The sequence below is a fragment of the Aliivibrio sp. S3MY1 genome (genome assembly GCF_028765575.1).
In the GTDB taxonomy this organism is placed as follows: domain Bacteria; phylum Pseudomonadota; class Gammaproteobacteria; order Enterobacterales; family Vibrionaceae; genus Aliivibrio.
Genome location: NZ_JARACO010000023.1, coordinates 32038 through 54606 on the forward strand (window position 1 = coordinate 32038; position 22569 = coordinate 54606).

Consider the following 22569-nt stretch of genomic DNA (forward strand, 5'->3'; position numbering starts at 1 on the left):
CCCAAACATAACATGTATAGAAAATGCATGTTATTGACTTTAATTTCAGTTATACTTATTTTGTCCTTACGAATTAAGAAGATCTTATGATGAATATTACAGATAAAGCTGTCGAAGAAAGAATTCCACCTATACTGCGCTTAGGGTTTCGACCGTTTTTTTTATTAGGTAGTATCTATGCCATTATTGCTGTCACTGTATGGGTTTGGGCATTTCAAACAGGCCAACCAACTTACCTAAACGTACCTGCTCTTTGGTGGCACGTACATGAAATGCTATTTGGTTTTTCAATGGCGATTGTCGCAGGCTTTGTATTAAGCGCTGTTCAGAATTGGACTGGTGTTAAAGGGACTTCCGATAAACGACTCGGTTTGATTGTCTTGTTATGGCTGTTACCAAGAGTATTATTCTGGACTTCAGCACCACTTTGGTTAATTTCAAGTATTGAAGCCTTGTTTATGCTCGCTATTGCCTATGAAGTTGGATCCCGTGTAATCAAAACCAAAGGCGTTCGTAACTTCTTCTTCATTCCGCTATTTTTAGTCGCTATTGCCGCGAACTTCGCTAGTTACGCTACGATTAAAGGCATGCCGCCATTTACTTCTGCTGCGGTTTGGGAATCCATGCTTTGGTGGTTTACGCTATTAATTTCAGTAATGGGGGCACGAGTGATCCCATTCTTTACTGCACGTCGCTTTCAGTTTGAAAAAGCACAGCCGATGATGTGGTTAGAAGCCTTATGTAATATTCCGCTGGCAATGCTGTTTATTCTTAGCTTTTTCCCTATTACCTCAGCTGAAATTAGTCCGTATTTAATGGTGATAGCAGGATCAGCACAATTTATTCGTATGATTCGCTGGAAAGGGTATAAAACACTGAGTGAGCCATTAGTATGGTCTCTTCATGCTGGTTATTTATGTATCCCTTTAAGCCTATTAATTCGTGGTTTTGCTAATAATGGTTTTATTTCGCACACGGCAATTCACCTTTTCGCTATTGGTGCATTAGGCGGGGTAATTTTAGCGATGATCGCTCGTGTCACCATGGGTCATACTGGCAGAGAAATCTATAAAGGACCACTTATGTGGCCTGCTTTTGCGGCTATTATTCTTGCTGCAATAGTTCGCTCTGTCGGCGTGATCTTATTCCCTGAATACATGATGAATATGATCAATATTGCTGCAGTATTATGGGCGTTTGCATTTGGCCTATTTGTTTGGCATTTTTCCCCTATGTTATGCAAAAAACGTGTAGATGGGCATCCTGGTTAATTTACAGTTCGTATTAATCAGATCTCACTCACAATTTAACGCCTAAAGTGCCAACATTAACTATAGTTAATGTTGGCACAATCTTATCTTAATCCTTCCCTATGTATTCTTCTCTTAGTTTAAAAAATAACGAGTTTTAAAAATTCTAATTTTACTTTGAGGAATACAATATGAATGTACTTGGTTACATGCAAAAAGTAGGTAAAGCACTGATGGTTCCCGTCGCTACGCTTCCTGCTGCCGCGATATTAATGGGCGTTGGTTACTGGATGGATCCTACCGGTTGGGGTGCCAACAGCGTATTCGCTGCGTTTTTAATTAAATCAGGCGGTGCCATCATTGATGTAATGCCGATGCTATTTGCCATTGGTGTGGCGTTTGGTTTAAGTAAAGACAAAAATGGTTCAGCGGCACTAGCCGGTTTCATCTCTTTTACCGTTGTTACCACCCTTCTATCTCCTGCCGTCGTTGCTCAACTTGAAAATATCCCTTTGGATCAAGTTCCTGCAGCGTTCGCTAAAATCAACAATCAGTTTATTGGTATTGTTGTTGGTATTATTTCTGCTGAAATTTACAACAAATACTCTACGGTTGAGCTACCAAAAGCACTTGCTTTCTTTAGTGGTAAACGTCTTGTACCGATCTTAACCTCAATTGCTGGTATGGCTCTATCATTCGTACTTCTTTACGTATGGCCTGCTATTTTTGATGCACTAATCTCTTTTGGTACTCAACTGCAATCTATGGGTGCTGTGGGTGCGGGTCTATTTGGTTTCTTTAACCGTTTAATGCTAAGTGTTGGTATGCACCATGCACTTTACCCTGTGTTCTGGTTTGATGTTGTTGGTATTAATGACATTCCAAACTTCTTAGGTGGCGCACAGTCTATTGCTAACGGCACTGGTATTCCGGGTCAAACAGGCATGTACCAAGCTGGCTTCTTCCCTATCATGATGTTTGGTCTACCAGGTGCTGCACTTGCTATGTACCACTGTGCAGAAAAACGCAATAAAGCCGCGGTATTCTCTATCATGCTTGCAGCTGCAATGGCGTCATTCTTTACTGGTATCACTGAACCGCTAGAATTCAGCTTCATGTTCCTTGCTCCATGGTTATACCTAATTCATGCAATCTTAACGGGTCTATCTCTATTCATCGCAGCAAGCATGGAATGGATGGCTGGCTTTGGTTTCTCTGCAGGTTTCGTTGACTTTGTACTATCAAGCCAAAACCCATTAGCGGTTAAATGGTACATGCTAATTCCACAAGGTCTTGTATTCTTTGTTCTTTACTACACCATCTTTAGATTCGCGATTAAGAAGTTTAACTTCCTAACTCCAGGTCGTGGCGAAGACATGAATAAAGATGACTCAGTAGAAGAAAATATCACCGATGTAACCAATGCCTACATTGAAGCTATTGGTGGTGCAGACAATATTCTAGAGGTGGACAACTGTATTACTCGCTTACGTTTAACAGTAAAAGACTCTGGTCTTGCTGATAAAGATAAATTGAAATCAATTGGTGCTGCCGGTGTAGTTCCAATGGGCAAAGGTGGCTTACAAGTTATCATTGGCTTAGGAAAAGTTGATAACGTTGCGGCAGAAATGAAAGTAATTTTAAAAGCCTAATATCATACTAATAAAGCAGCTAACCATTGCTTAATTAAATTGGTATAAGCTCCATAATATTCGTACCAGATGTTATGTGAGTACAACTCAAGAGTCTTAATTCTTCCCCCTTTAAGGCTCTTTATGATGCATTCCTATTTCATTTAATAACTCTTTTTCATTATTTATTTATCTAATTCCACTTCTTTCTTGTTACACTAAATTAATCAAATAGTTGAGATAGATTTATGAAAATACTGGTTATAGAAGACGATAAAACCACCCGTGACTTTATTGCCAAAGCATTGGAGCAAGAAGGCTTTATCGTCGATACTTCAAGTGATGGTAAAGAAGGCTTAATGATGGCAATCAGCTGTGAATATCAGTTAATTGTGTTAGATCGTATGCTTCCTAACCTTGATGGTTTAAAAATCTTATCTGCTATTAGAGCAACCGATAATCATACACCGGTTTTAATCTTGAGCGCCCTAGATAGTGTAGACCAGCGTGTTGAAGGCTTAACCGCTGGCAGTGATGATTATCTAACTAAACCTTTTGCTCTAGCGGAGTTACTAGCACGCATTAATATTATTCTGCGTCGTAATCGCCCTGTAGAAAATACAGTTAATGAAATAAAAATAAATAATCTCACTATTAATTTACGTTCTCAGAAAGTCACGATTAATAACACCACTATCGTACTGCAAAATAAAGAGTTTGTATTATTACGCTTTCTTGCAGAGCACGTTAACGAAGTTGTTTCACGTATGCGTTTATTTGAAGCCGCTTGGGATTATCATTTTGACCCAAAAACCAATGTTATTGATGTTCATATTGCTAAATTACGTAAAAAATTAGAACAAGGTGGTGCTGGTGATTTAATCGAAACGGTACGTGGAGCGGGTTATGTTATTAGACAAGCGTGATGAACTGTATCGCTCATCCATCTTAAAACTATTAATCTGGTTTGCTGTTGGCTTATTCTTGATGATGGCTTTATTGCTATATCAACTGTATTCAACCTCTTTACACTTATATAATCAAAACCTTGATGAGTGGCTACGTGGAGAAACATCACAACTTCAAGCTATTGCAAGTGCTGAGGGAGTAGAGGCTGTTCAGCAAAGCATTAATAACAGTAAAGAAAGCAATCGCTATATTTATCATATTGCCAATCATGCAAGCCCTTCACCAACGGACACTTCAGCAACATCCTATCCTGTTATTGCTCAGATAAAACAATATCAAGCCAACAGTGATTTACCCAATATGCGAGCTACGACAGTTGAGCTTCCTGATGGTTCTGAATTAATTATTGGTATTGATCAAGAACGTTACTTAAGCTTTAAAAAACAATTAGACTCTTCTGTTATCTGGGGAACTTTTTTCCCCTTTATCGCTTTATGCTTAATTGCGATCCTAATTGCTGTATATATTCTTAAACGTTTAAATCTTGTCAATCAAACCATGAACCGAGTAATGTTGGGTGAGCGTAATGTTCGCTTAAAAGTTGGCCCAGATATGAATGAATTTGATTTACTCGCTTTGCATTTAAACAATATGCTTGAACAAATGGAACACAGTGAATCTAAACTTAAATCCTTAACCATTGATATGGCTCACGACCTTAGAACACCAATGGGTCGCATTAAACTCCGCATTGAAGATCTTTTATATGACGATAAATTAACGTCTGAGCAGCTATTACAATTAGATAATATACAGTCAGATTTCTCGTTATTACTGGATACCTTTAATGGCATGATGGAACTGTATCACTTAGAGAATGGGGGAACTCCCGTTAATAAACAGCAATGTGAATTAAGCAAAATAGTTCAAGACGCCATCGAATTTGCAGAGCCTACTGCATTAGATAAACAACAAAAATTATATTTGACTATAGAGATGCCATGCCCACTCTACGCTAACCCAAGTCTGCTTTTTCGTGCTGTATTTAATATCATCGATAATGCGATTAAATATACTCATAATGGTGGCGTGATTGAAGTGATTGTCGATTGTTTTGGTGTTGTGGTCGCCGATAATGGTATGGGAATAAAACCAAAGGATAGAGAGCGAGCGTTAGATCAATTAGTACGTTTAGATCCTAGCCGAACAGAGCATGGCTTTGGTTTAGGCCTTGCTCTGGTTAAAACCGTTATGAAAATACATAATGGAAGGATCAGCCTAAGTGACAACTACCCAGGCCTGCGAGCCCGTTTACTATTTGATGAGACTCATAAGAATCAATAAATAATTAACGCAGTATATTCCAAGCCTCGCACATCACTCTAAACTTATCGGCATTACCTGTCGCTCTGTCTGGATGATGTTTCATCGCCAATTTTCGCCATTGCTTGCGAATGTCTTTTGTCGTGGCGCTTTCTGACAAACCAAACCGTTTTAACGCCTGAATGCGATCCATTGAGGAAATAGCGCTAGAACCTCCTAAATAACGACGGTAGTTGCTCCAAAATTCGTTCAATAAACGCTTAACTTCATCTTCTCCTACTTGATAATTTGTCCACTCTAAATAATATTCTCTAAGTGGGTGACTGGTATCAATAACCTGTGTTGACCCTTCTGTTTCTACCACTGAAAACAGCTGTATGCTCATGGCTTCGACTTGTAACCATTGCTCTGGATACAACTCAATTTGCAGTTTATAAAGCGCATTCATGATCAAAAAATTACGTTTAAACAGATCTTTCTCTGGGCTTTCATCAAGCTGTGTTAATAAGCCTTTTTCAATCAAATGAGAAGATAGCGTATGAACTTTCCACTCTTGATTTGTTTCTTGTAATACTTCAAACAAAGGCCAGACTAAAGGATTTTCAAACTGGCCATCCGTTTTATCTAAATACTTATCAATCATTTCTTATGCCTCAGTTGCTTAATGAACGTATTAATCATAAAAAATGGCAGCCATTTCTGACTGCCATTTATTAACGTTATTTAACGCTTATTCTGCAATCTCTGCTTCTTCTAGCGTTTGTTGAGTTCGGCTTGCTGCTGTGTCTTGTCCGAAACCTTTCAAGCCCACCACATGAACATGTTCGCGATCTTTGAAGATCTTACGAACCAGTTTATAAGTCGTACCTTTCTCAGGACTGATGTTCTCTGGTGCCGCAATTAATAATTGCATATCCAAACGGTCACACAATTCAAATAACGTCGCGATAGATTTACCATCTAGACGGGCCGCTTCATCCAAGAACAATAGACGACAAGGCATGATGTCTTTACTACGAAGGCGACGAGACTCATCTTCCCAGCTTTGGATAACCATTAGTAGGATCGCTTGACCCGTACCAATCGCCTCACCTGTTGATAATGCACCCGACTCTGCCTGTAACCAACCATCAGCACCACGGTTTACCTCAATGTTTAGTTCAAGGTAGTTACGGTAATCCAGTAACTCTTCACCTAGTGTTTGTGGCGAACGTTGACCTACATCGATATGTGGGTTGATACGTTGGAACAGTTTCGCAATTGCTTCTGAGAACGTAAAGCGAGGATTACCAAACAAGTCTTGGTGCTGTGCTTGATGCTCAGACAAACCAGCTAATAATGTCGCGTGCGTTTCTCGGATACCTACGTTTAGACGAACACCCGTTACTTGACCAAAACCAATTTGAGATAGACCTTGGTTTAGCATACGAATACGGTTTTGCTCGCGCTGAATGGTTTTACGAATAATGTTCGCAACACTTTCTGAGCTCAGCGCTAAACGGTTTTCACGAGAAGTTAGCTCTTCAGTCAGACGACCAAGCTCTGTTTCCATCTCTTCAATTGCTTCAACTGGATCATCAGTATGAATAATATCTTGACGAATACGCTCACGAAGATGCTGATAAACAGCAATGTAGAATAGAACCTTACGCTCTGGCTTGCTTGTGTCTTCAGAGGCACGCAGCGAGTCACGTAGGTCTTCATTATCTGCAACTGCTAAACGAAGCGCACCTAATGATTTATCCGACATTGAACGCAACTCTTCTGCACTTAAGTAGGCTAATTCACGTTTATGTAGACGACGTTCAACATCATTTTCACGAGCTAAACGTAGAACTGAACACCAACCTGCTTTTGCGTTAACCACAAACGTACGTAGCTCTTTGTACAGTTTTTCAACTTTACGAGATTGCTTAACTAACCCTTTGATCTCAAGCTCGTTTGATGTGATGCCTTTTTCTAGCTCACTCTTACGGCCACGAGAACTGTGTAGGCGCTCGTTCAATTCACCCTTACGAACTTCAGCACGCTCTAGTGCGCTTTGATCAGCATGAACACCAAACTCTTGCAGCTCACGCTTAAATTCTTGAACCGTTTCTTGTTTTGCTTGATGTGAACTCTTAAGCGAAGCCATTACTTGGTTGTATTGGTTTGCTTGAGCTTGTGATTGCTTTTGTTGCTCTTTCGCTTTAGTACGCGCTTGTTCTGCTTGTACTAATTTCGCTTTAAGTTGTTCGTTTAGTTCACTGCTCTTATCAAGCAAGGCAACCGCATCTTCATAACCGAAGTGATGGCGACGCTCGACTAAATCAGAAATAGCAAACAATTGAGCTTTAATACTTTGTAACTGGGCATCTATTTGCTCATGCTCTGCTTTTAGCGCATCAAATTGCTCAGGATCCACTTCTAGAGCACGTTGCAAGCTTTCTAACTCAGCAATCGCTTTACCATTTTGGCGTAAGAAGCTTTCTGCTTCAGAGACTTGTTCAACTTGAGCACTGATCTCTTCAAAACGCTCTGTGATGGTTTCATCTTCAAGCACATTGATATGAGGCGCAATTTTAGCTAATTGAGAGAGAGCCTCTTTTGACGCTAAAATTTGAGATTTATGCTGTTGCTCAGTCGCTACAAGTTCATTTAATTGACGACTCGCTTGCGATAATTGCTCACGTGCTTTTTTCAATTCAACTTCTGGATCGGCATCAAACGCGACTGCTAGGTGTGTTGATACGAAACCATTAAAGCTTTGATATAGGCGCTGAAGTTTTTGTGAATCAAATGCCGCTTTAGCATGCTCTTCAACGGCGATTTCACGCTCTTCACGTAATGTATCTAAACGTTGCTCACGAGCTGCACGACCAAACAGTGGTAGCTCAGGGAAACGAGAGTAACGCATTTGGCGATCATTTAGGTGAACACAAACCGCATTCTCCATTTCATCCGCATCAAATACGCTGTCATCAAACGCATCAATGTCACCTTCAATGATATAAAGATCATCTGGGCAATCCTCAAGATCAACCAGTTTGTCTTTAATACCAGACAAGTCAGAAACAACAATAGCATGACGAGCAGGACCGTAAAGCGAGCTGAAGTATGGCGCATCACTTAATGTAATATCATCATAGATTTCAGAAAGCAGTACGCCACCTAATGTATCCGCAAGACCTTTAAGGCGAGCATCACCACTACCACCAGGAGCCGCTAAACGTTCAATCTCACCATCTAACTCTTCTTTACGTGCAGCAAGACGATCTTTATTGGTTGAAAGTACACGTTCGTTTTCTAGCGTTTCTTGCATTTTACTGATAACCATATGGCTATCTTCTAACTCAACACCACATTGATCATTCAGCTTATGTAGTGCGTCATTACCTGCAATCCATTTTGGTGCGATCGATTCTAGACGCTGAGTTTCAGAACGAAGTTGCTGTTCTTGGCGTTTTAGCTCTGATCGCTTATCAATAATATTTTCTTGTTGCTCTTGAACGGTTTCAAGCATCTCTTCATGACGAGCTTGTTCTTCTTCAAGTACGATTTCAGAATCCACAGTGATATTAAAACGTTTTGCATATTCAACCGCTAATTCTTGAGCTTGACGCTGTAAACGCACAGCACGTTCTAAATCTTTGTATTGCGCTTTAAGCTGCTCTGCACGTTCTGCAATATTACTGAACTGACGAGCTTGCTCAATTAAGGCCTTCGCTTTATCTGATGCTTCGCTGCGTTCAACATGACCGGCAATTGAGGTAACTAATGCCAAGCCACGTTCAAATTGTTGAACCGCTGCTGAAGAAAGATCCAACTTATGTTTAATCGCAAGAAGTGCGGTTGTTTGACGCTCTTCTTTTGCTTTTAATTCAGATTGAAGATCGACTGCATTGTTCTGCGTTAGTTCATCATTAGCTGTTAGCTGTTGTGCTTTTTCAAGCGCTTTAACCGCTTGTTGATATTGAAGCGCACGAGTTTGCTGCATATCCAACGCTTGTTGGTAATCAGCAAGTTGTGTTTTAAGGCTATCAACTTCTTCTTCAGTTAATTGTGCTTGCTCTTCTGACATCGCAAGTTGTTCAGCGGCTTCTTCCACCACCATCACTTGCTCTTCTAGACGCTCTGTTAGCTCTTCTAGATCTTCAGAGTAGCGTTCAATCTTCTCTTGTTGACGAACGGCTGTTTGCACTAATTGAAGATGATCTGAAGCGGCTTGATAATCTTGCTCAAGACCTGATTCAGAATCAGTCAGCAACTCTAGTTCACTCTGCATATTATTCAGTACAGAAGATAAACCGACTAAGCTATTTTGTGCATTCATTAACTCAACGCGGTGCGTTAATGTTTGCTCAAGTTTTTTACGACGATCATTCGCATGACGCATGTAATCTGAAGCAACATAGTTAGTTGATTCAGTAATTAAATGTTTAAATAAGTCACGATCAGACTGAGTCGTTTTGATCGCTTCTAATGTCATACGGTTTTCACGCAGTGCCGCTTCCATATCTTGGAAGGCTTTCTTAACACCACCATTTTGTGGCAATAAGTAATCACGTAAAGAACGCGTGATAGCACTTGAAATACCACCGTATAAAGACGCTTCAATTAGACGATAGAACTTAGAACGATCACTTGTATTACGAAGCTTCTTAGGCAGAACACCGTAATCAAACATTTGCGCGTGATAATCAGTAACTGAGTTAAACACTTTGAACTGAACACCTTCGTATTCTGCCGCAATGTCTTTTACTTCATTAATTTGACGAACACGTGCTTGATTATCAGACACTGCCTCGATCATTAAATCAGTTGGTTTCACATGGCTTGGAAGACCAACGATGATAAAAGGTTTAATATCTACTTTCTTATCACGGCCAGCAACTTGCTGTAATTTAACCGCAAACAGAACACGTTGATTACGTGAGTTCACAACATCCAGTGCTGCATAACAGGCACCCGGTTTTAATTTACCGTGTAGACCTTTATCACGAGACGCTTGTGAGCTACCCGCTTCGGTTGTATTACGAAAATGCAGTAACGACTGGTCTGGAATTAGTGTTGTGATAAACGCGGCCATCGTGGTCGATTTACCCGCACCGTTACCACCAGAAAGTGTCGTTACTAGATTATCAATATCAAAGGTACGAGCAAAAAAGCCGTTCCAGTTAACCATGGTAAGTGATTGATATTTACCACGTTCAATCATGCTCATGCATCACCTTCCAATTCTAATTCATGCTGTTCTTCAGCTGGCGTATTATCTAACTTTGCAGTTTCATCAAGATCAAGACTTGATTGGCTCGATTCTTCTTGATGAACCACAACCGCTTCACCGTCACGGATCAAGCGTAATTGCGCTTCTTTCATATCATCGTTAGAACGAACATCAGCACCAAAACGGAATACCGCTTCACTGATGCGGAATTTACCTTGCTCGCCAACTTGAATGATCATACCTAGACGCTTTAAACGACGTAGTGAAGTACGAACTTTATCAAACAGCTTTTCTTTATCTAAGTCAGAACCTGATGCTCGGTTAGTCACTAACTTCATTAGCTTTTGTTCATCAGCTAACACTAATAGCTCATCAAACAACTCTTGATTAGTAAAAATACCTTCGTGAGCCAAACGCTCTGGGCTTAGGTATAAGAAACACAAGACTTTACCAACTAACATGTCTATTTCAGCCAATACACTGCGAGCAATGAAAGACGTTGAACGCGGACGTAAGTAAAAGAAACCTTCTGGCGCTTTTACTAATTCAGCATGATAGCGCTGATAAAACATACCGAGTTCATGTTCAAATTCACACAATAAACCGTGGTTATCTAAATCTTCGCTGGCAATATGGCGGCCAGAACGCAATAAACTGTCTAATGCTGGGAATAATGGATTAGCAATTGCTTTTGCTAACTTCTCAGGCATAAATTCTTCAATATTTGTCAATGACATTTGCTTGTACCTTCGCACCGAATTCGTTAATAGATTGCCAATCAGGTTGAACGGCTTGGAAATCGGCTTCTGAATAACCGAGACGCACCGCTTGATCTACCACGATACGGGCAAGATCAAAGTGCTGAGAATGAGGATAAGTCGTTAGGTAGTTTTTAAGCATTGTACCTAATTCAATCGCTTCACCCGTCGCTTTATGACGCTGAAGCATTTCACTCACTTGTTCTGCTAAGATATCTGTGATTACACTTAACTCTTCATATTCCATCTCATCAGGAACAATACCGGTGACTTCGTCATCACGTAGAATTAAGGCTTCATCACGCATATCTCGTAATCGTTCTGTATCAGCATACGTTAGCAGCCAAGGCGCATCAAAATAGCCTTTAACTGAATCACGTAGACGTTGACTGAACGCACGGTTTTTATCCATATCAATCGCGGTACGGATAAATTTATGTACGTGTCTGTCGTAGCCAATCCACAAATCAATCGCTTGTTGCCCCCAACTTACAATGCGGTCAAGTTTCATTTGCAATGAATACAGCAAAGCATCAATAAACTCTAACTCTTCATTACCATAAACAATTTCTTGAATATTGAGTAATTCCGTTTGAAGTTGATCGCCTGCTGCTTGCAATGAATCTTGCAGTTCACGTAAGTTGCCAGAGGTTTCATCAAGCAGCTTTTCACAGCTAGAAATCGCTTCACGCCAATTTTGGTTTAGCAGCTCTGCAATTTCTTCTTTAACTGATTGTTGTTGCTCATCCATTACACGTTGGTTTAGATCGATACGATCAAAGATCTCTCCAACTGAGTATTTCAGAACTCCGAATACGTTTTTACGCCAGTGCTTAGCTTCACCACCTTTTTCAGCGGCTTGCGATGCTTTCTGGATCTCTTCTGCAACCATCGTCAACTGAATAGAAAGCTTCAATTTAGAGAATTGACGGTGGCGCACGTAATAATCGGTAATACCAATCGCTAATGGTGTGAGGCGATAGATGTTCATTCCATCGGTACTTTCACCACTAAAACGGCTAATTAAACGTTGTTTTACTAATTCATTGATTGCATTGTTCGCACGAAAAGCAATGGTGTCATTGGATTGACCAAATAAACCACTGATGATGCCAAACGCGTCGTGAAGCTCACCTTCACCCAGCTCATCATCAAATCTTTCATTACTGAGAACAGCAATGGCCAACAAAAATGCCAAACGCTCGGTCGGCAAGTTCAATGAGAAATCGTGCTGTTTTACCCAGCCAACCAGTTCATCAACCGTTTGGTCTGTAACAGCATTAGAAAACTCACTCATTGTGTATCCTTTGTGTACATCATTATTATTTTCTCTTCGCCCATACATGAATATAACGACCAAGAGAGAGATAAGGTTCTTGACGGCATAACTGCTCTTCTAGTTTTAGCACGTCTTCAATTTGGTAGTCCCCCATGTATTCCATATTACCAATGTAATCATGAAATGAGCGAATACCCGATTTCCCTTTAATTTCATAACCAGCGTCTTCAATCCATTGATAGACATCATGAGGCATTAAGCCTTTTTGTGGTTGTAACTTAAACCGTTTTCTATGTGGCATACCATCTAAAACATGAGGAATATTGCCACAAATCACATTTTTCATTACTAAACCGTGGTGATTATAAAACATAATCGAAGCATAACCACCAGGCTTCACTTGCTGCAATAGAATATCTAAGGCTGTTTTTGGATCATCTAACCATTCCATTACTGCATGGAAGAGTAGAATATCAACCTTACCAACTTTATGCTGTTCAATTTGTTGTACAGCTGAATGAATAAATTGATATTGAGCCAATAAACCATTGTCTTTAATTGATTCTTTCGCTAACTTCAACATTTCTGAAGAAATATCGCATAACGTCACCAAATGTCCTAATGTGGCTATTTGTTGAGATACCTGACCAATTCCTCCACCTGCATCTAAAATTGAAAGTGGCGCAGAATTTGCTTTAATATCGGCTAAGATAGTCGTTATATCTTGCCATACAATCGTTTGACGGATCTCGCCTTTGTCAGAACCATAAATGTTCTTTGCAAATTTGTGGGCAATGTCGTCGAAATTACGGTCTTTATTCACAGTGGTTAAGTTATGATATTATCTATTGGAAACAAGCATTGTCGCATAAGAGCTCAAGGAAGTAACAGCATGACGCTGTTTTTTGCTCTCAAGTGGTGATTTTTCATTCTATATCATCGGTAATAGTCAAAAAATATGTTTGAGTTAAAGAAGTTTGTATCATCAATGCTCATGCCCCTACCTGGATTACTCCTTATAGGGTTCATCGGTCTATTTATTTTATGGTTCTCTAAAAGGAAAGGATTTGCCTCTTTTTTATTGACACTATCTCTTATTGGGATTTTCTTACTGTCTTTTCAGCCAGTCACTACACCATTACTTAAATCTACAGAGCGTATATACCCTTCGTTTATTGCGCCAGAGACACCCGTTGAGTACATACTTGTTCTTGGAAATGGCCATGTTGTTGATGATGAAATATCACCTATTTCAGAGCTATCTAGAGCCGCTATCATGAGATTGACAGAAGGGATCCGTATTTATCGTATGTATCCTGGTTCCAAAATGATTCTATCTGGCTATAACGGTGGAACAACGGTTAGCCATGCTCGTATGATGGCACGCGTTGCACTGTCTCTTGGTGTTAATAAATCAGATATTCGATTATTAGAAAGTGCGCAAGATACACATGAAGAAGCTATGCAAACATTAAATTCTGTTGGAAATAAAACCTTAGTGCTCGTCACCTCTGCAAGTCACATGCCACGAGCGATGGCTGAATTTAAGCAGTTGGGCATGAATCCGACACCTGCACCAACCAATTATTTAGCGCACTCTGAAATTAAGCAGCCATGGGAAAAATACGCTCCTAAATCTAGATATTTAGAGCAATCTGAACGTTTTTGGTATGAACAAATGGGTCGCTGGTTTATGCAGTTAAAAGACCTGATTATTTCAAACGAACAACAAGCACAAGAAACGCCAAAGCTTGAAATTGAAGATGTAATGGAAAAAGTTGATGAGATAAAGCAATCTCTTCCTTTACCTAACACAGAATAATACGCTCCAATAAAAAAGCCCGGATCTACTAAAAGTAAATTCGGGCTTTGTAATGTATGCAGAGTGCGTTTATTTAAGAATAGCTCTAACTTTTTCTAAATCTTCCGCTGTATCAACCCCTGCTGCAGGTGCTTCTTTAGCTACTGCTACATGGATCTTTTCACCATACCAAAGCACTCGTAATTGTTCTAAACACTCAATTTTTTCAAGTACACTTGGTTGCCAATTAATATAGGTATTAATGAAACCTGCACGATATGCATAGATACCGATATGACGAAGTAATGGATTCGCAGTTAGTGATTCACCTTGTGCAAACGCATCACGATCCCATGGGATCGAAGCTCGACTAAAGTACAGTGCGTACCCTTCAGCATCAGTAACCACTTTTACGGCATTTGGGTTAAAGACATCATCTTCTTCATCAATCGTCACTGCTAACGTTGCCATTGGCGCAACAGAATCCGCTAAGTTTTGTGCCACTTGCTGAATGATACTTGGTGGGATCAGAGGCTCATCACCTTGAACGTTTACAACGATTTCATCCGCTGTAATTCCACATTTTTCAATGACTTCAGCAAGGCGCTCAGTGCCTGATTCATGATTTGAAGAGGTCATGCATACATCACCACCAAACGCTTTCACTACGGCTTCGATACGACTGTCATCTGTTGCAATAATTACGCGATCAGCACCCGCTTTTGACGCTTGTTCATAAACCCATTGGATCATTGGTTTACCACAAATATCAGCCAGCGGTTTTCCAGGTAAACGAGTTGATTGATAACGCGCAGGGATTATGACTGTGAACGACATAATTCCACCTCTTCCATGGTCATACGACGAGCTTCTGGCTCAATCATTACTGGAATACCTTCTTTGATAGGATATGCCAGACGATCAATTTTACAGATCAGCTCTTGCTTATCTTTATCGTAGTTCAATTTTCCATTACACACAGGACAAGCAACGATTTCAAGAAGACGATAATCCATATTGTTCTTTTACCTCTATAATTTTATTTAATATTTGTTGTGCTTTTTCTTCTGGAAATTCGGCATCAACAGGTAAATACCACCATGACGACTGAGCAAAAGATTGACACTTAACGGCATCTTTCTCTGTCATTATTAGTTGTTCGCCATACTGCATTAAGTTTTGAATTTCTGTTGGTTCAAAGGCTTTATGATCACCAAAACCTTGAGTGTGCACGACATCAGCGTTAAGCAAACTCAAGGTATCAAAGAAACGAGGAGGATGCCCAATACCAGCAAATGCCACCAATTTTGATAATGAAGTTACCGGACATTTTTCCCCAGTGACTAAATTAATTGCATGGCTTGGAGCCAGCTTCATGGATATTTCATTTTGTTGAGGCTGCTCACCATTGCAAATCAAGAAATCAACGCTTGATAGTCGCTCGATACCTTCTCTTAATGGGCCTAAAGGAATGTACTGTTCATTACCAAAGCGGCGTTTACCATCAATAATGATAAGTTCGATATCGCGCTGTAAGGCATAATGTTGTAAACCATCATCGGTAATAATGATATCCACACCCTGCGCTTCAAGCATTTTAACGGCTTCACTTCGTACAGGAGCAACCGCGACATCGGCTTTGGTGCGCTGCTTAATCAATACCGGTTCATCACCTGAAATATCGGGTGTTGTCGTTTCAGTCAACAAATAAGGGTAATGTGGGGCTTTACCACCATAACCACGAGAAGCGACACCCACTTTGTAGCCTTGCTGCTGTAATTTCTCTACCAGCCATACCACGACTGGTGTTTTACCATTACCACCAGCGGTAATATTCCCAACCACGATAACAGGAACCGACGAACGATAACTTGGTTTCTTACCTGATTGATAATCCGCTTTACGTTTAGATGCAATCCATTTAAATAGGCAGCTAAGTGGCCAAAGTAGTGGCCACAATAACTTTCCTAAAAAATGGTTATCAAACCAAATTTTCTCAACCATTAATCACCAAACTGAATGCGGTGTAACTGTGCATAAGCACCATCATGTGCAATGAGTTCGGCATGTGTTCCACGCTCAACCACTTCACCTTCGTCGATCACTAGGATCTGATCTGCACTTTCAATGGTTGACAATCGGTGTGCGATAACTAATACAGTTTTGTCTTTTTGTAGCTCATCTAATGCTGATTGAATCGCTTTTTCAGATTCAGTATCTAGTGCTGATGTCGCTTCATCAAGAATCAATACCGATGCGTTTTGTAATAAAGCACGAGCAATAGCGATACGCTGACGTTGCCCACCCGATAAGCTTGCACCGTTTTCTCCAATCATGGTATCAAAACCTTGCTCCATCTTATTGATGAAATCTGATGCATAGGCAAGTTCTGCAGCTTTCTCTATTTCTTCACGAGTAAATTTACCCTCTGAAGCATAAGCAATGTTGTTTGCTATCGTATCATTAAATAAATGCACATTTTGAGAAACTAACGCAAAGTGTTTACGAAGATTTGGCAGCTTATAATCTTCAATCACATCACCATCTAACGAAATAGCTCCAGAATCTACATCATAAAAACGGGTAAATAAGTTCGCAATCGTACTTTTACCAGAGCCAGAACGACCAACTAAAGCCACCGTTTTACCCATCGGTATATCAAAGCTCACATTACGTAAAGCAGGACCTTCAGCCGTTGGGTAAGTAAAGGTTACATTTTCAACTTTAATCTCACCATCAACTTTCTCTTTAGCAATAATACCGTCGTCTTTTTCTTTATCCATATCCATTAATTCAAACAAGGTTTGACACGCAGCCATACCGCGTTGGAAATCTGACGTGACACTGGTTAAGCCTTTTAGCGGACGTAATAAACCAAACATTGCAGAGAAAACAACCGTAAATGTACCTGGAGTTAATGTCTCTTTAATTGAGTCAACACTTGCTAAATATAAAACGGTAACTAATGCAAAAGAGGCAATCATTTGAATAATAGGGTTAGCTAAACCTTGAGCTACCACCATTTTCATACCTTGCTGACGCATATGATTACTGATGTTATCAAAACGCTCAGATTCAACTTTTTGACCGCCATAACTAAGTACCACTTTATGGCCTTTTAGCATTTGTTCAGAGGTTGCCGTCAACGAACCCATTGCTGTTTGCATATTTTTACTGATCTTTCTAAAGCGCTTAGAAACAAAGCTAATCGCAAAAGCAACAATCGGTGCTACCACAACAAGAACAAGAGATAACTGCCAGCTGTTCCAGAACATCAAACCAAGTAAGCCAATAATACTTGCTGATTCACGTACAATATTTACTAATGCTTTACTGGTTGCAGAGGCAACTTGTTCTGAATCATAGGTAATACGAGAGAGTAAGCGACCAGTCGATTCTTGGTCAAAATAGCTCACAGGCATATGCATAAAATGATTGAAGATCTGGCGTCGAATGCGCATTACCACATTACTCGCAACCCAGCTCATGCAATAACCAGAAATAAAGCCACTAAAACCACGAATAAACATCATCGCTAGAATGATAAATGGCATTTTCTTTAAGAAATCTGAATCTGCACTACCAAAGCCTTCATCTAATAATGGTTTCAATAATGAAATCATATAGGTATCACTTAAGGCATTTATAACTAACGCAACAACAGCAACCCCTAACCCAGCTTTATAAAGAGAGATAAGGGGCCATAATCGTTTAAATGTTGCCCATGTAGATTCGTCTTTTTCAATAATCATAAGTACTTATTCTTCATATACAATTGCCTTTATTCTACTCTGAATTTAGGTTATCGCCAAATAGCTTTCTATACCAGACACTGTGATTGAGCATTGAATAACCTTTTATAAGTAACTGGTCATCATTACTTGTTATACTAACCTGCCCTAATTGTGCAGTATCTAGCCACTTAATGCCTTTTTCTTCATGCTTTCTAATAATAAGAGCACTAGGAAGATCCCATGGTGAAAAGCGTCCCGCAGATACGACTGCGATTTTATTTTTCATCTCATCAACCCAACGGTCCGTTGAAGAGGATCTCGAACCATGATGAGGCACTAAAAATACATCAACATCCTTAAAGTCATTTTGATTTAATATCAACATCTCTGAGATAGCATCAATATCGCCTGTCAGTAAAAAAGTCCACTGACCTATTTTAGCCTTAACAACACATGAATGTGGATTATACGCTCTATTTACCAATTTTGGTGGCCAGATAGCGGTAAACTCCATTGGCCCGGCTTGCCATTGTTGTCCCTTGATACAAGGTTCACTCTCTTGACCTTTCTCACTCGTCCTCACCCATTGAGGCGCGAAGTGGTTTATTAAATAAGACTTTCCTCCTGCGTGATCATTATCAGAATGACTAAGAATCAACCCATCAATAGAACGAATACCTCGACTACGTAGAACTGGCTCTATAACACTTTCTGCAATGCTGCCATTGTTCCATTTTATCCCAGTATCATAGACAACGATATGTCCCTGACTGGACAGTAAAACCGACAATCCATGGCCTACATCTAAGAAATCCACCTGCCACTCATTCTGCGGTTTTATCAGTAATGACCCGACAATAACTAAAACTATTGGCTGGATAAAAAGGCTCATAGGAAGAAGGAGTCGAAGTATAACAAACACAAGCATACAAATAATAATCAAGTTGACGTTCTTCGACAGCAATAGCCATGCTTGATCAGATTTTTCAGCAATCCACCAAATGGGTGAAATAGAAAGGTCAGCCAAGCGCCAAAGAGTATTAACGACTTCCGTATTAATAGGTTCAAGCACTACCGCTAATAGACTCAAGGGTACAGTCGTAATACTAACCCAAGGTACTGATACTAAATTTATCAATGGTGATAGATAGCTAATTCCCGTAAAAAAATACCCTTGAACTGGTGCTAATAAAACAAAGAGCCCAAACTGCACCAAGATAATTTGAAGCCATTTTCTAATAACGGTATTACTGTGAGTTTGAATAAATATTTGATAAAAATGAAGTGATAAAAAAACCACACAGACCGCACTAAATGAAAGCCAGAAACTCATTGATAATGACGAAAAAGGATTGATGATAAGACAGACGACTAGACACCATAATAATATGAGATGTTTTGGCCAGAAACATCGAAAGATCAATAATAAGGAAACTAAGAAACACGCAATTAACGCTCTTATTGTGGGTAATGAGAAACCAGCAAGCCAAGCGTAAAAAACAGCAAATAAGCACCCACTTATAACAGGGAACCAAAGGTATCTATCTTTTGTGTAAATCACACGGAAAAGTTTTCCAACCCACCAGCCAATCGCGAAAACAAACCCAATATGTAGCCCAGAAATCGCCATTAAATGAGCTAAGCCTGAATTACGCAATACTCGCCACTCGTGAGCTTCAATATTCCCTTTATAACCAAAGGTTAATGCCAATAACAAAGATTGAAACTCTTTATCTTGCGTCTGGTTATAAACCCTCTCAAACCATTGATTTCTTATTGATGGGGTATCTTCTAATAAGAGTGCATTGCTTATCTTGCCATAAGAGTGAATACCTTTAGCTAAAGCATAATCTTCAAGTTTATAACCGACTTCATTATGCCGCCCTATTGGAGGTCGCAGTTTTACATCAAACTCCCATACCTGCCCTTGTTTAAAAAGGACTGAATCGCTTTCATTTATAAGATTTTTTTTATAATCACGAAGGGATACTCGTATTAATGGCGATTGAATAAACATAACAGGCACGGTGTTAATATTACGAACTTGAACTAAAATTGAAGATGTTGTTTCTTTAAAAGCAATTAGACTTTGAATTTCACCTTTGATGGTAATATCATGGCCTTGACTATAAAGCCCTTCATTTATGCTTTGATAGTATGTTATGTGTGAGGATGCAATGATTAAGCCTAGCAGGATGCCTTGTATTAATTTAGCTTGATCAAACCTCAAAGTGACCACATAACCAAGGATACACCAGAAAAATACAAACGAAGGCAGGTTTGTTGGCCAGTAGGCTGATGATAAAAGAATAAAAATTACGACTGCAATCTTTAACCGCACGTCATTAAAAAGAAGCATTAACTTATGCCAAGAAAATTCATCAAACGTTTTTTACCAAACCATGAAACCATTAAGCGCCAAAAAGCATTAAAGATATTTGGTAACGTCTTATATAACCCTAATTTATGGAGCTTAAATCGCCGATCCGCTGCGGGTGCTTTTGCTGTGGGTTTATTTATGGCTTTTGTTCCTCTACCTAGTCAAATGATCATGGCTGCAGGTCTTGCGATTATCTGTAGCGTAAATCTACCATTATCGATTGCATTAGTTTGGATAAGTAACCCTGTCACCATGCCTGTTTTATTTTATGGTGCTTACAAGATTGGAGCTTGGGTAATGTCGACTCCTACACAACACTTTCATTTTGAGTTATCTTGGGATTTTATCACTTCTCAAATGTCGACTATTGGGCCCCCTTTTCTTTTAGGTTGTGCGATTTGTGCGATCGTTTCTGCGCTGATCGGCTATTTTGGTATTCGTGCTCTCTGGCGCTATTCAGTCGTACGTAGCTGGAAAAAAAGAACATTACGATTAAAACTACCTAGCTCAAACTAATCTACTCTTTTCTATTCCCTTCTTTCTACAACTGGCAGTAAAACTTTGCTGCCAGTTCACAAAACTTCATCCGCACATAAAACGTATGATCGCTTAATGTAGTATATTCGTACGTATCTTATTTTTATGTTCCATTATCATTAGATACAAATACTAATAAAAATCACAGTACATTATTTGCAGCTGCTCGAGGAAGATGAGATGAATGAATTAACTGAATGCCCACAATGTCTTTCGAATGAATTACTCATTTCAGACAATGAAAATACAGTGATCTGTTCAGATTGTGGCGTTATTAAAAAAGATGGGATATGGCTTATTGCTCAAGAGCTTAAGATTGAAATTACCGCTTAATAATTGCCATAAAAAGCCCATACAAAAGTATGGGCTAATATTATATTGTCGCTGCCATTTATTCAAAAATAATTAAGCAAAAACTTCTTGTAGCTGAGGAACGATTTGTTTCTTACGGCTAAGCACACCATCAAGCCAAACACGGCCATTTTCTGTCGCTTTACCATAAGCTTTTTCTGTTAGTTCTGCATTATCACTGATAACTAATAGCTCAGAGCCTTCTTTCATTATATCTGTCAGAAGTAGAATCATAGTGTGACGATTACCTTCAGCTTTCATTGCTGCGATATCCGCTTCTAATTCTTCTTTGATATCATCAAATACAGATAAGTCGATAACTTCAAGTTGGCCGATACCAACTAGCTCGCCATTCATATTAAAGTCTTTGAAATCACGCATAACAAGATCACGAATTGCTGTGCCTTCTACTGCTGATTTAACTCTAAACATATCCATGCCTAGCTCTTTAAAGTCTTCAACACCAGCGATCTCTGCTAGTGCTTCAACACACTTAATATCAGCAGTTGTACATGTTGGTGATTTGAAGATTACTGTATCACTTAAAATGGCACATAACATGATACCAGCAATATTTTTTGGGATCTCTACGTTGTAAAAATCATACATCATCTTGATAACTGTATTACTACAACCAACAGGACGGATCCAGCATTCAAGTGGTGTTGATGTTGTTAAATCACCTAGTTTATGGTGATCAACAATACCTACAATGGTTGCTTCTGCAATATCGTCAGGTGCTTGAGTCATTTCAGAATGGTCTACGATGTAAACTTCTTCACCTGCATAGCTCATTTTAAGTTCTGGAGCTTCGAACCCAAATTTCTCAAGGATGAATGCGGTTTCAGGAGATACTTCACCTAAGCGAGCAGGAATAGCTGCTTCACCAATTTGATTTTTTAAGTAAGCAAGTGCGATTGCACCACAAATTGAATCTGAATCTGGGATCTTATGGCCCACTACATACATTGACATTGTATTACTCTCCTTTAAATATGGCGCTATTCTAACAAATTGAGACGATTTGAAAACAGAAAGTATCGATAGAATATAAACTATCGATTATATGAATAGGTATAACTCTACAAACGGAAAAAGGCTCATACCTTTCGGTATGAGCCTTTCACTTGTGTTTTCATCTTCTCAAGAAAAAATAAAAACGAATTGGAAGCCTGGCGATGTCCTACTCTCACATGGGGAAACCCCACACTACCATCGGCGCTATTACGTTTCACTTCTGAGTTCGGCATGGGATCAGGTGGGTCCATAACGCTATGGTCGCCAAGCAAATTTTGTCTATATCTCCCAATCACTAATAGTAGGGAAATATAATAATCTGGAAAGCTGTTGCTCTATATAAAGCTTATTCTTAATCACATTCAATATTGTGTCTTGGTTAACGAATCCGTT

18 protein-coding genes and 1 rRNA gene are annotated in these 22569 nt (G+C 39.5%); 7 read left to right on the top strand and 12 right to left on the bottom strand.

The window, feature by feature from the left end; genetic code table 11:
• Window positions 1-86: 86 nt before the first annotated feature.
• From PVK62_RS13970 to PVK62_RS13985, 4 genes are all read left to right on the top strand, one after another.
• The gene (locus PVK62_RS13970) at window positions 87-1271 is read left to right on the top strand and encodes an NnrS family protein (protein ID WP_274445187.1); all 1185 of its coding nucleotides are present in this window, start codon (window positions 87-89) and stop codon (window positions 1269-1271) included.
• Between the two features lie 170 nt (window positions 1272-1441).
• On the top strand, window positions 1442-2902 hold the full coding sequence (gene nagE, locus PVK62_RS13975) for an N-acetylglucosamine-specific PTS transporter subunit IIBC (protein ID WP_274445186.1): 1461 nt from the start codon (window positions 1442-1444) through the stop codon (window positions 2900-2902).
• Window positions 2903-3129: 227 nt separating this feature from the next.
• Window positions 3130-3807: a response regulator transcription factor gene (locus PVK62_RS13980; protein ID WP_274445185.1), complete on the top strand. Its 678-nt coding sequence runs from the start codon at window positions 3130-3132 to the stop codon at window positions 3805-3807.
• Complete coding sequence (locus PVK62_RS13985) at window positions 3788-5134, top strand: sensor histidine kinase (protein ID WP_274445184.1); 1347 nt, start codon at window positions 3788-3790, stop codon at window positions 5132-5134. The genes PVK62_RS13980 and PVK62_RS13985 overlap by 20 nt, the downstream gene beginning before the upstream one ends.
• A gap of 4 nt (window positions 5135-5138) precedes the next feature.
• On the opposite strand, the gene PVK62_RS13990 is transcribed toward PVK62_RS13985, so the two are convergent.
• The 5 genes from PVK62_RS13990 to cmoM form a co-directional block, all read right to left on the bottom strand.
• Complete coding sequence (locus PVK62_RS13990; protein WP_274445183.1) at window positions 5139-5756, bottom strand: DNA-J related domain-containing protein; 618 nt, start codon at window positions 5754-5756, stop codon at window positions 5139-5141.
• A gap of 87 nt (window positions 5757-5843) precedes the next feature.
• Entirely contained in the window at window positions 5844-10316 is a 4473-nt protein-coding gene (mukB, locus tag PVK62_RS13995; protein WP_274445182.1) for a chromosome partition protein MukB, read from the bottom strand.
• A complete protein-coding gene (gene mukE / locus PVK62_RS14000; RefSeq protein ID WP_274445181.1) occupies window positions 10313-11056 on the bottom strand; it encodes a chromosome partition protein MukE in 744 nt (247 codons plus the stop codon). The genes mukB and mukE overlap by 4 nt, the downstream gene beginning before the upstream one ends.
• Window positions 11037-12374: a chromosome partition protein MukF gene (gene mukF, locus PVK62_RS14005; RefSeq protein ID WP_060993850.1), complete on the bottom strand. Its 1338-nt coding sequence runs from the start codon at window positions 12372-12374 to the stop codon at window positions 11037-11039. The genes mukE and mukF overlap by 20 nt, the downstream gene beginning before the upstream one ends.
• A 25-nt stretch (window positions 12375-12399) precedes the next feature.
• Complete coding sequence (cmoM, locus tag PVK62_RS14010) at window positions 12400-13179, bottom strand: tRNA uridine 5-oxyacetic acid(34) methyltransferase CmoM (RefSeq protein ID WP_274445179.1); 780 nt, start codon at window positions 13177-13179, stop codon at window positions 12400-12402.
• A gap of 135 nt (window positions 13180-13314) precedes the next feature.
• On the opposite strand from cmoM, the gene elyC reads away from it, so the two are divergent.
• The gene (gene elyC / locus PVK62_RS14015) at window positions 13315-14178 is read left to right on the top strand and encodes an envelope biogenesis factor ElyC (RefSeq protein WP_274445178.1); all 864 of its coding nucleotides are present in this window, start codon (window positions 13315-13317) and stop codon (window positions 14176-14178) included.
• Window positions 14179-14247: 69 nt separating this feature from the next.
• On the opposite strand, the gene kdsB is transcribed toward elyC, so the two are convergent.
• From kdsB to PVK62_RS14040, 5 genes are read right to left on the bottom strand one after another with little or no spacing between them, the layout of a single operon-like run.
• Entirely contained in the window at window positions 14248-14994 is a 747-nt protein-coding gene (gene kdsB / locus PVK62_RS14020; RefSeq protein WP_274445177.1) for a 3-deoxy-manno-octulosonate cytidylyltransferase, read from the bottom strand.
• The gene (locus PVK62_RS14025; protein WP_065593208.1) at window positions 14976-15173 is read right to left on the bottom strand and encodes a Trm112 family protein; all 198 of its coding nucleotides are present in this window, start codon (window positions 15171-15173) and stop codon (window positions 14976-14978) included. Before PVK62_RS14025 ends, kdsB begins: the two co-directional genes overlap by 19 nt.
• Complete coding sequence (lpxK, locus tag PVK62_RS14030) at window positions 15154-16161, bottom strand: tetraacyldisaccharide 4'-kinase (RefSeq protein ID WP_274445176.1); 1008 nt, start codon at window positions 16159-16161, stop codon at window positions 15154-15156. Before lpxK ends, PVK62_RS14025 begins: the two co-directional genes overlap by 20 nt.
• Window positions 16161-17909, bottom strand: coding sequence for a lipid A ABC transporter ATP-binding protein/permease MsbA (gene msbA / locus PVK62_RS14035; RefSeq protein WP_274445175.1), 1749 nt, complete (start codon window positions 17907-17909; stop codon window positions 16161-16163). Before msbA ends, lpxK begins: the two co-directional genes overlap by 1 nt.
• A gap of 34 nt (window positions 17910-17943) precedes the next feature.
• Window positions 17944-20250, bottom strand: a complete 2307-nt coding sequence (locus PVK62_RS14040) for a DNA internalization-related competence protein ComEC/Rec2 (protein WP_274445174.1) — start codon at window positions 20248-20250, stop codon at window positions 17944-17946.
• Window positions 20251-20256: 6 nt separating this feature from the next.
• Between PVK62_RS14040 and PVK62_RS14045 the strand changes: the two genes are divergently transcribed.
• Window positions 20257-20787: a DUF2062 domain-containing protein gene (locus tag PVK62_RS14045; protein ID WP_274445173.1), complete on the top strand. Its 531-nt coding sequence runs from the start codon at window positions 20257-20259 to the stop codon at window positions 20785-20787.
• A gap of 201 nt (window positions 20788-20988) precedes the next feature.
• Window positions 20989-21141 carry a nonsense-mediated mRNA decay protein NMD3 family protein gene (locus tag PVK62_RS14050; RefSeq protein WP_274445171.1) on the top strand — a complete coding sequence of 51 codons (153 nt, stop codon included), beginning with the start codon at window positions 20989-20991 and terminating at the stop codon, window positions 21139-21141.
• A 72-nt stretch (window positions 21142-21213) separates the two neighbouring features.
• Here PVK62_RS14050 and PVK62_RS14055 read toward each other — a convergent pair whose 3' ends face one another.
• Both PVK62_RS14055 and rrf read right to left on the bottom strand, forming a co-directional pair.
• Window positions 21214-22134: a manganese-dependent inorganic pyrophosphatase gene (locus PVK62_RS14055; protein WP_274445170.1), complete on the bottom strand. Its 921-nt coding sequence runs from the start codon at window positions 22132-22134 to the stop codon at window positions 21214-21216.
• 195 nt (window positions 22135-22329) lie between these two features.
• Window positions 22330-22445: ribosomal RNA gene (gene rrf / locus PVK62_RS14060) — 5S ribosomal RNA — on the bottom strand.
• Window positions 22446-22569 lie beyond the last annotated feature (124 nt).

Excerpts from the sequence above, each read along its gene's own strand:
- PVK62_RS13970 (WP_274445187.1), top strand. The coding sequence starts at position 87 with ATGATGAATATTACAGATAAAGCTGTCGAAGAAAGAATTCCACCTATA.
- nagE (WP_274445186.1), top strand. The coding sequence starts at position 1,442 with ATGAATGTACTTGGTTACATGCAAAAAGTAGGTAAAGCACTGATGGTT.
- PVK62_RS13980 (WP_274445185.1), top strand. The coding sequence starts at position 3,130 with ATGAAAATACTGGTTATAGAAGACGATAAAACCACCCGTGACTTTATT.
- PVK62_RS13985 (WP_274445184.1), top strand. The coding sequence starts at position 3,788 with ATGTTATTAGACAAGCGTGATGAACTGTATCGCTCATCCATCTTAAAA.
- PVK62_RS13990 (WP_274445183.1), bottom strand. The coding sequence starts at position 5,756 with ATGATTGATAAGTATTTAGATAAAACGGATGGCCAGTTTGAAAATCCT.
- mukB (WP_274445182.1), bottom strand. The coding sequence starts at position 10,316 with ATGAGCATGATTGAACGTGGTAAATATCAATCACTTACCATGGTTAAC.
- mukE (WP_274445181.1), bottom strand. The coding sequence starts at position 11,056 with ATGTCATTGACAAATATTGAAGAATTTATGCCTGAGAAGTTAGCAAAA.
- mukF (WP_060993850.1), bottom strand. The coding sequence starts at position 12,374 with ATGAGTGAGTTTTCTAATGCTGTTACAGACCAAACGGTTGATGAACTG.
- elyC (WP_274445178.1), top strand. The coding sequence starts at position 13,315 with ATGTTTGAGTTAAAGAAGTTTGTATCATCAATGCTCATGCCCCTACCT.
- kdsB (WP_274445177.1), bottom strand. The coding sequence starts at position 14,994 with ATGTCGTTCACAGTCATAATCCCTGCGCGTTATCAATCAACTCGTTTA.
- PVK62_RS14025 (WP_065593208.1), bottom strand. The coding sequence starts at position 15,173 with ATGGATTATCGTCTTCTTGAAATCGTTGCTTGTCCTGTGTGTAATGGA.
- lpxK (WP_274445176.1), bottom strand. The coding sequence starts at position 16,161 with ATGGTTGAGAAAATTTGGTTTGATAACCATTTTTTAGGAAAGTTATTG.
- msbA (WP_274445175.1), bottom strand. The coding sequence starts at position 17,909 with ATGATTATTGAAAAAGACGAATCTACATGGGCAACATTTAAACGATTA.
- PVK62_RS14040 (WP_274445174.1), bottom strand. The coding sequence starts at position 20,250 with ATGCTTCTTTTTAATGACGTGCGGTTAAAGATTGCAGTCGTAATTTTT.
- PVK62_RS14045 (WP_274445173.1), top strand. The coding sequence starts at position 20,257 with ATGCCAAGAAAATTCATCAAACGTTTTTTACCAAACCATGAAACCATT.
- PVK62_RS14050 (WP_274445171.1), top strand. The coding sequence starts at position 20,989 with ATGAATGAATTAACTGAATGCCCACAATGTCTTTCGAATGAATTACTC.
- PVK62_RS14055 (WP_274445170.1), bottom strand. The coding sequence starts at position 22,134 with ATGTCAATGTATGTAGTGGGCCATAAGATCCCAGATTCAGATTCAATT.